This window comes from Actinokineospora sp. PR83, from assembly GCF_021056305.1.
GTDB classification, from domain to species: Bacteria; Actinomycetota; Actinomycetes; order Mycobacteriales; family Pseudonocardiaceae; genus Actinokineospora; species Actinokineospora spheciospongiae.
In genome coordinates, this window is sequence record NZ_JAJCXD010000091.1 from 21,289 (window position 1) to 32,651 (window position 11,363).

Below are 11,363 nucleotides of genomic sequence, written 5' to 3' on the forward strand. Positions count from 1 at the left end.
CGTGACGGTTCGGGAATCGTTCGACTACGTCGTCGTGGGGGCGGGGAGCGCGGGCTGCGTGCTTGCGGCCCGGCTGAGCGAGGACCCCGGCACCTCGGTGCTGCTGCTGGAGGCGGGCGGGCCGGACGACGCCGACGAGCTGCACATCCCGGCCGCGTTCTCGTCGCTGTTCAAGACCAGGTGGGACTGGAACTACGAGACCGTCGAGCAGAAGCACATGGGCGGGCGCTCGGCGTACTGGCCGCGCGGCAAGACCCTCGGCGGCTGCTCGTCGATGAACGCGATGATCTACATCCGGGGCAACCGGGCCGACTACGACACCTGGCGCGACGCGCACGGCGCCACCGGCTGGGGCTACGACGACGTGCTGCCGTACTTCGTCAAGGCCGAGCGCAACACCCGGCTCGGCGGCCCGCTGCACGGCACCGACGGCCCGCTGCACGTGGAGGACCGCCGCTACACCCACGAGCTGACCACCGCCTGGGTGGAGGCCGCGGTCGCCTCCGGGCTCAAGCGCAACGACGACTTCAACGGCGCCGAGCAGGAGGGCGTGGGCCTCTACCAGGTCACCTGCCACAAGGGCCGCCGCTGGTCGACCGCCGACGCGTACCTGCGGCCCGCGCTGGGGCGGGAGAACCTGACCGTGCGCACCGGCGCGCTGAGCACCCGCGTGGTCCTCGACGGCGGCCGTGCGGTCGGCGTCGAGTACCTCAGCGGCGGGCAGACGTCGGTGGTGCGCGCCGAGCGGGAGGTGCTGCTCTCCGGTGGGGCGGTCAACTCCCCGCAGCTACTGATGCTGTCGGGCATCGGGCCCGCCGAGCACCTGCGCGAACTGGGCATCGACGTGGCGGTGTCGCTGCCGGGCGTCGGGGAGAACCTGCACGACCACCCGGCGTCCCCGGTCATCTGGACCACCAGGGGCACCAGCGACATGACCGACTTCCTCACCCCCGGCAGGCTCCTGCAGTGGCAGGCCCTCGGCCGCGGCCCGCTGTCGTCCAACATCGGCGAGGGCGGCGGCTTCGTGCACACCCGCGACGGCCTCGACGCCCCGGACATGCAGTTCCACGTGGCCCCGACCATGTTCTACGACAACGGCATGCGCGAGCCCGCGGCCAAGGGCTTCACCTCCGCCACCACCCTGGTCGCCCCGAAGAGCCGGGGCACCCTGCGGCTGCGGTCGACCGACCCGCGCTGGCGCCCGCTGATCGACCCGGCCTACTACGCCGACCCGGCGGACCTGGAGGCGACCATCGCCGCCACCCGGATGCTCCGGGACATCGCGCGGCAGCCGAGCATCGGCCGCTACCTGGTCTCCCCGTTCCTGCCCGACCGGGCCGACCTGGGCGACACCGAGCTGGCCGACCACATCCGCACCTGGACGCAGACCCTGTACCACCCGGTCGGCACCTGCGCGATGGGCACCGGCGAGGCCGCGGTCGTCGACCCGGCCCTGCGGGTCAACGGCGTCGAGGGCCTGCGCGTGGTCGACGCCTCGGTCTTCCCGCTCATCCCGCGCGGCAACACCAACGCCCCGACGATCATGCTGGCGGAGAAGGCGGCCGACCTGATCCGGTCCTGACCGCTCACCCCCACTCGTCGACGGTGACCCGGTCGCCGACCGCCACCGCGCCCGGGACCAGCACGGCGAGCTTGGCGCCGAAGCTGACCCGGTTGTCGAACTCCGGTTCGCGGCGGTAGGCGGCCAGGGTGCGCACGGGCTCCGGCCCGGACCGCACCCCGGTGCGCTGGTCGACGGTGGGCACCGCGCAGCGGATCGCCCTGGTCGAGTAGCCGAGGGTGGCGCCGCCCACGCGCAGGCGGCGCACCCGGTCCTCGGTGTGCGGTTCGGCCCAGCCGGTGACGACGACGTTGGGGCGGAACCGGTCCATCGGCACCGGGTCGGCGCCGGTGGCCGCGATCCGCTCGTTCAGCGAGTCCAAAGAGGACTCCGAGGTGAGCAGCAGTGCGTGCGCGTCGCCGAAGCCGACCTTGCCCGGGTGCAGCCCCCAGCCGTCGCGGTCGTGCTCGGGGGTGACCCGGACCAGCCGCACCGCGGCACCGAGCACCCCGGAGCACCACTCGGCCGCCCGCTCGCCCTGGTCGACGCCCTCGCCGAACCAGCGCCCGAAGAGGCTGACCGCCCGGCGCGGCCCGTCGGGGGTGATCTCGATCTCCACGTCGGTGCCGCCAGCGGCCAGCCGCAGGCCACCGGGGATCGGGGCCGGGCGCACCGCGGCCATCGCCGGGTGGGTCCGCTGGCTCAAGAAAACACCGTCATCAGCCGATACCACCATGAGCAACCGGTCGTCGAGCAGACCGGTCCCGGTCACCTCGGCCTCGTCGAGCGCGATCCCGGCGAAGCCCTTGACCGGGTAGTACACCAGTGCGGAAACCGTTGCCACCTCGACAAACTACCGCGACGTGGGAGAATGGGAACCGCGAACGCGAGGGGAGGCACCCGTGCGCGCCAGGTCGGTCCTGCTTGCGGCGGCGGCCGCCGCGCTGACGGCGGCCTGCACGACCACGGTCGAGGGCGACCCCACCATGTCGGGCATCACACCCACCCGGACCACCCCCACCCCCACCGCCAAGGTCGTCACCCTCCTCCCCAAGCGCCTCGGCGAACCGGCGGGCATCCGCGACGACGCCCTGGGCCTGATGGTCTCCTTCCAGTTCGACAAGATCCAGGTCGACCCGAAGTGCACCGGCAAGTCCCGCACCAAGGCCACCAACGGCCACTTCGTCGCCATCACCATCACCGCCGAAACCGGCCCCAACTACGACGGCACCACCCTCACCGACCTCAACACCGCCGACTTCAAGGTCCTGGGCCCCGACAACACCCAGGACACCGACGTCCGCACCCCGGCCGCCGACAAGTGCTTCCCCACCACCGACCGCCTACCGGTCCTGAGCAAACCCGACAAGACCTACCGGGGCCGCATCGTGCTCGACACCCGCTTCACCACCGGCACCATCGTCTTCCGCCCCGGCACCCTGGAAGGCAACGGCGGCTGGTCCTGGGGCTTCTAGGCCCCCGCAGGCACAGCAGGCCACCCCGCCCCACCGGGCGCAACGGCCAACCAGCCACCCCAAACCGGCGGCCCGGCGGCCAGCCACGCCCAACCCCACCGGCGCAGCCACCACCCACCCGGAACGCAGCCGCCGACCACCCGCCCAACCGCCGGTCTGGCGGCCCGCCACCCGGAACCCCACAGTGCGCAGCCGCCGACCACCCCCGCAACCGCCGGCCCGGCTAGGGACATGCCCGGGTGGGTGGATTTGCTTGGGTGGGGGAAGCGATCATGTGCAAGCCTGCCTGGGCTGTGGGGCATCTTTTCGCCCCACTCGGTCACACTGGGCGCATGATCGCTGTAGGGGCCCCGCCCGAGCAGATCCACCCACCCGGGCACGCCCCGAAAACTCCCGGCTCTTGAGCCGAAGCACGCGGCATGGTCCCGGCGAAGCAGATCCACCCACCCGGGCACCAACGACAAACGACCGGGCCCTTAACCACAGACGCAGCTACAGGATCGCCGCAGGCACGTACCCAGCAGCATCAGGGAATCGGCTCAGCACCTCCTCAACCCGCCGAACCACCTCCACGACCTGCGCCCCGGCCACCCCGGTGAACGGCAACCGATCCGCCAAAAGCGCATCCAGCCGCCCCCGGTCCAGCGGAATCCGCTCATCCGCCGCCAACCGGTCCACCAGGTCGTTCCGCTCAGCCCCGCGCTCGCGCATGGCCAGAGCCACGGCAACAGCGTGCTCCTTGATCGCCTCGTGCGCCGTCTCCCGCCCCACCCCGGCCTGCACCGACGCCATCAGCACCTTGGTGGTCGCCAGGAACGGCAGGTACCGGTCCAGTTCGCGGGCCACAACCGCCGGGTAAGCGCCGAACTCGTCGAGGACGGTCAGGAACGTCTCCAGCAGCCCGTCGAGGGCGAAGAACGCGTCCGGCAGCGCGACCCGGCGCACCACCGAGCAGGACACGTCGCCCTCGTTCCACTGGTCGCCCGCCAGTTCGCCGACCATGGAGGCGTGCCCGCGCAGGATGACCGCGAGGCCGTTGACCCGCTCGCAGGAGCGGGTGTTCATCTTGTGCGGCATGGCCGAGGAGCCGACCTGACCGGGCTTGAAGCCCTCGGTGACCAGTTCGTGCCCGGCCATCAGCCGGATCGTCTTGGCCAGGCTCGACGGGGCCGCGGCGAGCTGCACCAGCGCGGTGACCACCTCGTAGTCCAGCGACCGCGGGTAGACCTGGCCGACGCTGGTGAACCGGTGCGCGAAGCCGAGGTGCTCGGCGACGACCCGTTCCAGCTCGGCCAGCTTGTCGGCGTCGCCGCCGAGGAGGTCGAGCATGTCCTGGGCGGTGCCCACCGGGCCCTTGACGCCGCGCAGCGGGTAGCGATCGATCAGCTCGTCGAGCCGGGCGAAGGCCACCAGCAGTTCGTCGGCGGCGGTGGCGAAGCGCTTGCCCAGGGTGGTCGCCTGGGCGGCGACGTTGTGCGACCGGCCCGCCATGACCAGGTCGGCGTGCTCGGTGGCGAGGCGGGCCAGGCGGGCGAGGACGGTGGCGGTGCGGGCGCGCACCAGCTCCAGGGAGCGGCGCACCTGGAGCTGCTCGACGTTCTCGGTGAGGTCGCGCGAGGTCATGCCCTTGTGCACGTGCTCGTGCCCGGCGAGGGCGTTGAACTCCTCGATCCGCGCCTTCACGTCGTGCCGGGTGACCCGTTCCCGCTCGGCGATGCTCGCCAGGTCGACGGTGTCGAGCACGCGGCGGTAGTCGTCGACGGCGCCCGCGGGGACGTCCACGCCGAGGGTGGCCTGGGCGGTGAGGACGGCGAGCCAGAGTTCGCGCTCCAGCCGCACCTTCTCCTCCGGGGACCAGAGCCGGGCCAACTCGGCCGAGGCGTAGCGTCCGGCGAGGACGTTGGGGATGCGGGGCTTCTGCGCGGCGGTCACGTCTGACCAGCCTAGGCGGTGGCCTGCGGGTTCCCGGCGCCCGGGTCAGGCCAGGAAGTCGCGCAGCATCCGGCGGGCGGCGGCCCGGGGGTCCGGGTTGACCTCGATGAGGGCGTTGACCACCGCGCCGTCGACCAGGGCGATGAGCTGTTCGAGCCGCCCCGGCGCGAGGTGCCCGCCCGCGCGGGTGACGGCCTCGGCGAGCAGCTCGCGGAGTTCGGCGCCGAGTTCGAGCATCAGCGGCCGCAGGTACGGGCGCCGCCCGGTGGCCACCAAGCGCTCGTAGCGGAGCAGGACCGCCTCGGCGTCGCGGTCGGTGGTCTGCGGGCCCAGCAGCAGGTCGAGGACGAGGTCCACCAGGCGGCCGGGGTCGGCGGGCTCGTCGAGGGCGGCCCGGCCCCAGGCCAGTTCGGCGCGGCTGTGGTGCTCCACGGCGGCGGCGACCAACTCGTCGAGCGAGTCGAAGTAGTAGGTGGTGGAGGCCAGCGGCAGGCCCGCGCGCTCGGCCACGGCCCGGTGCCGGACCGCGTCGAAGCCGCCGTCGACCAGCAGGGCGGCGGCGGCTTCGATCAGGGCCTGGCGGCGGCGTTCCCCCTTGGGGGTGCTCGCGGTGGTCATGCGCCGCCCACCGGGCGGTCGGCTGCGGTGCTGTCGGTCCTCGTGCTGTCGGTCTTCATGGTCTGGTGGATCGTGCCAGACCGGTCAGAGGGTGCGGGCGAGCTCGTCGCCGATGCCGCGCAGCGCCGCGTCGTCGAGGGGCAGGTCGGTGGTGCCCGCGACCGGTTCCTCGGCGATGACCAACTGGGCGCCGGACCGGGTCTGCACCACCACGCCGAGGGTGCCGTCCGGGCGGCTGTCCCACGGGGGCTGCTGGAGCTGCCGCGCCCCGGCGGGCACCAGCATGATCGACACCAGGCCCCGGGTGGGGCCGTTGCGCGCGTTGAACGCCGCCGACCGGGCGCCGGGCGGGCAGGCCAGCGGGGACCGGACGTAGTCCCCCGAGGTGGCAGAGGGGGCCGGGAGCCCGCCCGCGAGGGCAGCGGCGAGCTCCCGGTCCACCTCAGCGCACCCACCGGGGGTGCCACCGGCTTCTCCTCCGGAGCCGCCGGTGCCTCCGGTCGGTCCGCCCCCCTGCTTGGGCGGAGCCGACGGAGCGTTCGTGGGACCGGCCCCCGTGGGGGCGGTCATGACGCGGGGGCTGTTGCTGTCCTGCACCCCGTTCGGGGACGTGCCTGCGGTGCCCTCCGCGTTCCCGGGCGCCACAGCCGCCACCGGGCTGCCCGCCCCGCTGTCCTCGCTCGACACGGCGAACCCCGCGACGGCGACCCCGGCGAGCAGCACCACGCCCAGCGCGGTGCCCGCCAGGGCGTTGTTGCGCCTGCGGGTGAGCCGGGCCGACTCGGCCAGCACCTCGTCCGCGCCGAACGACGGCGGGGGCGCGTCCGGGACCGCGTCGTCGAACAACTGGGCGATCTTCCGCTCGTCCATCCTCAGCTCCACCTCCTCGTCGTCACGGGGTCCTCAGGTCGTCCAGGGCGTCGCCCAGGACGTCGCGCAGCGCGGTGAGCCCGCGCGCGGTCTGGCTCTTCACGGTCCCCTCCGAGCACTTCATCGCCACGGCCGTGCCCGCGACGTCGAGCCCCTCCAGGAACCGCAGCACCAGCACCGCCCGCTGCCGGGGCGGCACCTTGGCCAGTCCGTCGAGCAGCGCCGACCGCGTCGCCACCGACTCGCCGACCTCGTGGTCGGACGCGGGCGTCTCGGGCACGTCCTCGACGCCGCGCTCCCGCCGCCACGGGCGGCGGGTCTCGTCGATCAGCGCGCTGACCACGCTGCGCCGGACGTAGGCGTCCAGGGCCCCGCGGTCCCGGATCTTGCGCCACCGGCGGTGCAGCGCGACGAACGCGGTCTGGGCGAGGTCGTCCGCCCGGTGCCAGTCGCCGCAGAGCATGTACGCGGTGCGCCGCACGGCGTCGCGCCGGGCGGCGAAGTACTCCGCGAACGCCTGCTCCTCGCCTTGTTCCACGCGGACGCTCTCCCGCTCGTGTCGTTTCCGATGGGGGGACGGACGTTCCCCGCACAACGGTTGCACGCCCATCGGGTGAGACGTGCGCCACCCCCGGTTTTCCCGGTGTCGAGTGGGACCGCCCCCGGTGTGGTGTGATCGGATCGTGACCATGCCGCGCACGATCGACCTCCGGTCCGACACCGTGACCCAGCCCGACGAGACCATGCGGATCGCCATGTCGGCGGCCGAGGTGGGCGACGATGTGCTGGACCACGACCCCACCATGCGCCGCCTGGAGGAGCAGGTGGCGGGCCTGGTGGGGATGGAGGCGGCGCTGTGGGTGCCCAGCGGGACCATGGGCAACCTGATCGCGTTGGTGCTGCACCTGCACCGCGGCGACCGGTTCCTCGCCGCCCGCGGGTCGCACGTGCTGGAGTCCGAACTGGGCAGTGCGGCGTGGCTGGCCGGTGGGATGCCGCACCCGCTGGAGTGGTCGGGCGGGCCGGGGCGGATCTCGGTGGAGGACGTGCGCTCGATGGCGTCCTCCGGCGGCCCGTACTACGCGCTGCGGACGCGGCTGCTGTGCCTGGAGAACACGCACAACTTCGCGGGCGGCACGGTCACCCAGCCCGACGAGCACGCGCGGCTGGTCGCCACGGCGCGCGAGGCGGGGCTGCGGGTGCACCTGGACGGGGCGCGGCTGTGGAACGCCTCGGTGGCGCTCGGGGTGCCGCCCGCGGCGCTCGCGGTCGGCGTCGACACCGTGCAGGTGTGCCTGAGCAAGGGGCTGGGCGCACCGGTCGGGTCGGTGCTGGCGGGGCCGTCGACGCTGGTGGCGGAGGGTCGGCGGGTGCGCAAGATGCTCGGCGGCGGGGTGCGGCAGGGCGGGGTGCTGGCCGCGGCCGGGATCCTCGCGCTGGAGCGGGTGGACGACCTGGCGATCGACCACGCCAACGCGAAGTCGCTGGCCGACGGGCTGACCGAACTGGGCTGGGAGGTGCGGCGGCCGGAGACCAACATCGTCCTCGCCGTGGTCCCGGACGCGCAGGTGACGCTGGCGATGCTGGCCAGGGTGGGCGTGCAGGCGGTGGCCGTGCCCGGCGGCGTCCGGTTCGTCACCCACCGGGACGTGCCGACGGCGGACATCGGCGAGGCGCTGCGCCGGATCAGCGCGGAGAGCCCCGCTCGCGTGTGAGCAGCTCGCGCAGCTCCCGGATCTCCGCGCGCAGCGAGTCCACCTCGGTGCGGGTGCTGTCCTCGATGGACTGCTCGGCGCCCGCGATCTTCTCCACGAACCAGGACGCGATGACCCCGGTGACCACGCCGAGCAGGGCGATGCCGCCGACCATCAGGCTGACCGCCACCAGCCTGCCCTCGGTGGTCACCGGGTAGAGGTCGCCGTAGCCGACGGTGGAGATGGTGGTCATCGTCCACCACAGGGCCTCGCCGAAGCTGGTGATGGAGGCGTCCGGGCTGGACCGCTCCGCGTCGAGCACCGCCAGCGCCGCGCACAGCACGACCAGGGCGGTGGTGCCCGCCACGTAGACGCCGATCCGGCCGCGGAAGTTCACCCCGAGGCGGCGGTTGATCACCTTGAACACGGTGATCAGCCGCAGCGCGCGGAGCTGGCGGACCATCGGCAGCGCGACGGCGAGCAGGTCGAACAGGTGCCGCCCGACGAACCGCAGCTTGCGCTCCGCCAGCCACAGCCGCGTCAGGTACTCCGCGGCGAACACCGCCCACACCACCCACAGCACCACCTCCAGGGCGGTGTGCAGGCCGGGGGACGCGCCGGTGCCGAGCACCTGCCACGCGTAGGCGGCCAGGAACACGACCGCCAGCACCGTCATGGCGAGGTCGGTGCGCGCCTCCCACGCCGCCAGGCGGGGCTCGGGTGGTTCGGCTGGCTCGGGCACCGGGACATCCTCACCCGGGAAACCCGTTCGGACCAGTGGCTAGCGGATCTGTCCCCCGCCGACCTTGCCCTTGATCGCACCGTAGGCCAGCACGCCGACCGTGGCCACGGCGGCGACGATCAGCAGGGTGCCGATCGCCTTGAACAGGAAACCGATGAGGCTGAAGGCGATCCAGATGACGATGATCGCACCGATGATCTTGACAACCATTGCGTGTCCCTCCCCGAACCGACGCTCACCTCTCCAACGGTCAGCGGGTGCCGAACGTTCCCAACCAGGGCTCCAGCCTGCGCAGGCCCTCCACGACGTCCTCGGTGGCGCCCGCGAAGGAGAAGCGGATCGACCGGCCCCCGTCGACCGGGTCGAAGTCGATCCCGGGCACCGCGGCGACCCCGGTGTCGGCCAGCAAGCGCTTGCAGAAGCCCATCGAGTCGGTGGTCAGGTGCGAGACGTCGGCGTAGGCGTAGAACGCGCCATCGGCGGGGGCGACCCCGGTGATGCCCAGCCGCGCCAGGCCGTCGAGCAGCAGACCGCGGTTGGTGGCGTAGCGGGCCACGTGCGCGTCCAACTCGGCGTAGGTCTCCTCGGCGAACGCGGCGACGGCGGCGTGCTGCGACAACGCGGGCGGGCAGATGGTGAAGTTCGCCGTCAGGCAGGCCACCGCGTGCCGCAGCCGGGGCGGCACCAGCAGCCAGCCCAGGCGCCAGCCGGTCATGCCGAAGTACTTGGAGAACGAGTTGACCACGATGGACTCGCGGGCGAACGCCCACGCCGTCGCGGTCTCGGCGCCGTAGGAGATGCCGTGGTAGATCTCGTCGCTGACCAACTGGACGCCGTTCTCGGCGCACCAGCCCGCGATGCCCGCCAGGTCGGCGGCGGCGAGCACGGTCCCGGTCGGGTTGGCCGGGCTGGCGACGATCACGCCGTCCAGCGGCCCCGCCTCGGCCAGGACCTCGACCGTCGGTTGCAGGCACGGCAGCTCCACGACCTCGCAGCCCAGGGCGGAGAGGATGTTGCGGTAGGCCGGGTAGCCCGGGCGGGTCAGCGCGACCCGGTCGCCCGCGTCGAACGCGGACAGGAACGCCAGCAGGAACCCGCCGCTGGAGCCGGTCGTCACCACCACGTCGTCCGGCTCGACGACCAGGCCGTACCAGCGGTCGTAGTGCCCCGCGATGGCCGCGCGCAGCTCCGGGATGCCCAACTGCTCGGTGTACCCGAGGCCGGACGCACCCACCGCGGCCCGCGCCGCCTCCAGCACGGCCCGCGGCGCCCCGGTCGACGGCTGGCCCGCCGCGAAGGACACCACGTCGCCGTGGGTGCGCTGGCGCGCGTTCGCCGCCGAGAGCACGTCCATGACGTAGAACGGCGGGACGTCGGCACGCGCGGCGACCTTCAGGGGGTGCATGTCCGCACCCTATGCGTCAGTACCCGACGTACCCGCCGCCGCCGTGGGTGGCCTTGATGCCGGGGACGTTCGCCAGCGAGCCGTAGCGCTGGATGGCGTAGTTGACGCCCGCGCAGATGTTGTCGACCGGGTTCCAGATGTTGTTGTGGCCGGGCAGCTTGTAGGACTCGAAGGTGGGGTCGATGGTCTGCATGAGGCCCTTGGACGGGGTGCCCTTGGCGGCGTTGGAGTCCCAGTTGTTGATCGCGTTGGGGTTGCCGCCGGACTCGTGCTGGATGATTTCCCAGATGGTCTGCGCGTCGGCGTCGGACACGTTGATGCCCCGGGCGCGCAGCTCGGCGATCGCCTGCCTGATCCACTCCTGGACGTCACCCGGCGGCTTGGTCGCCGGGGGCGGGCCGCTGGGGCCGGAGCCACCACCACCGCCTCCGCCACTCCCGCCGCTGTCCGAGCTGCTGCTGCCACCGCCCTGGGTGTTCGCGGCGGGCTGGGCAGTGGACGGGGCCGCTGAGGACGGGCTGGTGCCGTCCTCGACCTCGACCGGGGTGGGGGTCCACTCGATGTTGCGGCCCGGTCCCGGTGTGAAGGCCTGGCCGCCCGGGTCCGGGATGGCGGAGAGCCCGGGGTTGACCGCGGCGAGCCTGCCCTTGAGGGCGGTCGCGGCGGTGTTGAGGGCCCGGTCGGCCTGGTCGAGCTGCTCGCTGACCCGGCCGCTGTAGGCGCCCGCCAGGCCGTCGACGTACTGGCGCCGCTCCTCCGGGGTGGCGTCCGGGTGCGCGGTGGTCCAGCTCGTGGCGTTGTCGTACAGCTCGCCGAACATGCCCTCCAACGCCTCCCTGGCGCCCTGGACGCCGGTCGCGGCGGTGCCGAGGTCGCCCGCGGCGGCGGTGAGGGCGTCGTTGAGCGACCTGCCCGCGGTGCCGAAGGTGGTCATGTAGCCGACGAACGCGTCGGCCGAGGCGCCCTGCCAGGCACCGTCGAGCTGCTTCACCGACCCGTCGAGCTTGCCCACCGAGTCGGCGGTGGCCGCACCGGCGGTGCTGAACCGCCTGCCCAGGTCGGCGAT

General features: G+C 73.2%; 12 protein-coding genes. 3 read left to right on the plus strand and 9 right to left on the minus strand.

Annotation, left to right across the window (positions count from 1 at the left end; translation table 11 throughout):
* The first annotated feature begins 1 nt into the window (after position 1).
* Entirely contained in the window at positions 2 to 1,582 is a 1,581-nt protein-coding gene (locus L6E12_RS28305; protein WP_236230973.1) for a GMC family oxidoreductase, read from the plus strand.
* 4 nt (positions 1,583 to 1,586) lie between these two features.
* Here L6E12_RS28305 and L6E12_RS35555 read toward each other — a convergent pair whose 3' ends face one another.
* Positions 1,587 to 2,405, minus strand: coding sequence for an MOSC domain-containing protein (locus L6E12_RS35555; protein WP_236230974.1), 819 nt, complete (start codon positions 2,403 to 2,405; stop codon positions 1,587 to 1,589).
* Between the two features lie 58 nt (positions 2,406 to 2,463).
* On the opposite strand from L6E12_RS35555, the gene L6E12_RS28315 reads away from it, so the two are divergent.
* Positions 2,464 to 3,036 (plus strand): hypothetical protein, encoded by a 573-nt coding sequence (locus L6E12_RS28315; RefSeq protein ID WP_236230975.1) that lies wholly within the window; start codon positions 2,464 to 2,466, stop codon positions 3,034 to 3,036.
* A 492-nt stretch (positions 3,037 to 3,528) separates the two neighbouring features.
* Here the strand turns inward: L6E12_RS28315 and purB are convergent, their stop codons facing one another.
* The 4 genes from purB to L6E12_RS28335 all read right to left on the minus strand — a co-directional run bounded on the left by purB (position 3,529) and on the right by L6E12_RS28335 (position 6,994).
* Positions 3,529 to 4,968, minus strand: coding sequence for an adenylosuccinate lyase (gene purB / locus L6E12_RS28320; RefSeq protein ID WP_236230976.1), 1,440 nt, complete (start codon positions 4,966 to 4,968; stop codon positions 3,529 to 3,531).
* A gap of 45 nt (positions 4,969 to 5,013) precedes the next feature.
* Positions 5,014 to 5,586, minus strand: coding sequence for a TetR/AcrR family transcriptional regulator (locus tag L6E12_RS28325; protein WP_236230977.1), 573 nt, complete (start codon positions 5,584 to 5,586; stop codon positions 5,014 to 5,016).
* A gap of 84 nt (positions 5,587 to 5,670) precedes the next feature.
* Positions 5,671 to 6,456 carry a hypothetical protein gene (locus tag L6E12_RS28330; protein ID WP_236230978.1) on the minus strand — a complete coding sequence of 262 codons (786 nt, stop codon included), beginning with the start codon at positions 6,454 to 6,456 and terminating at the stop codon, positions 5,671 to 5,673.
* A gap of 22 nt (positions 6,457 to 6,478) precedes the next feature.
* Positions 6,479 to 6,994 carry a SigE family RNA polymerase sigma factor gene (locus L6E12_RS28335; protein WP_236230979.1) on the minus strand — a complete coding sequence of 172 codons (516 nt, stop codon included), beginning with the start codon at positions 6,992 to 6,994 and terminating at the stop codon, positions 6,479 to 6,481.
* 151 nt (positions 6,995 to 7,145) lie between these two features.
* Here L6E12_RS28335 and L6E12_RS28340 point away from each other — a divergent pair, with 151 nt between their 5' ends.
* Positions 7,146 to 8,171, plus strand: a complete 1,026-nt coding sequence (locus L6E12_RS28340) for a low specificity L-threonine aldolase (protein WP_236230985.1) — start codon at positions 7,146 to 7,148, stop codon at positions 8,169 to 8,171.
* Here the strand turns inward: L6E12_RS28340 and L6E12_RS28345 are convergent.
* The 4 genes from L6E12_RS28345 to L6E12_RS28360 all read right to left on the minus strand — a co-directional run.
* Positions 8,143 to 8,892 (minus strand): potassium channel family protein, encoded by a 750-nt coding sequence (locus tag L6E12_RS28345; RefSeq protein ID WP_236230980.1) that lies wholly within the window; start codon positions 8,890 to 8,892, stop codon positions 8,143 to 8,145. The two genes, L6E12_RS28340 and L6E12_RS28345, sit on opposite strands and share 29 nt — an antisense overlap.
* A gap of 39 nt (positions 8,893 to 8,931) precedes the next feature.
* Positions 8,932 to 9,102 (minus strand): hypothetical protein, encoded by a 171-nt coding sequence (locus L6E12_RS28350; RefSeq protein WP_236230981.1) that lies wholly within the window; start codon positions 9,100 to 9,102, stop codon positions 8,932 to 8,934.
* A gap of 40 nt (positions 9,103 to 9,142) precedes the next feature.
* Positions 9,143 to 10,297: a pyridoxal phosphate-dependent aminotransferase gene (locus L6E12_RS28355; protein ID WP_236230982.1), complete on the minus strand. Its 1,155-nt coding sequence runs from the start codon at positions 10,295 to 10,297 to the stop codon at positions 9,143 to 9,145.
* A 16-nt stretch (positions 10,298 to 10,313) separates the two neighbouring features.
* Positions 10,314 to 11,363: transglycosylase SLT domain-containing protein (locus tag L6E12_RS28360; protein WP_236230983.1), on the minus strand; the 1,050-nt coding region annotated here is incomplete at its 5' end.

What these genes read in the sequence shown, in the direction of transcription:
- L6E12_RS28325 (WP_236230977.1), bottom strand. Translation starts at nt 5,586, where the DNA reads ATGACCACCGCGAGCACCCCCAAGGGGGAACGCCGCCGCCAGGCCCTG.
- L6E12_RS28330 (WP_236230978.1), bottom strand. Translation starts at nt 6,456, where the DNA reads ATGGACGAGCGGAAGATCGCCCAGTTGTTCGACGACGCGGTCCCGGAC.
- L6E12_RS28340 (WP_236230985.1), top strand. Translation starts at nt 7,146, where the DNA reads ATGCCGCGCACGATCGACCTCCGGTCCGACACCGTGACCCAGCCCGAC.
- L6E12_RS28350 (WP_236230981.1), bottom strand. Translation starts at nt 9,102, where the DNA reads ATGGTTGTCAAGATCATCGGTGCGATCATCGTCATCTGGATCGCCTTC.
- L6E12_RS28355 (WP_236230982.1), bottom strand. Translation starts at nt 10,297, where the DNA reads ATGCACCCCCTGAAGGTCGCCGCGCGTGCCGACGTCCCGCCGTTCTAC.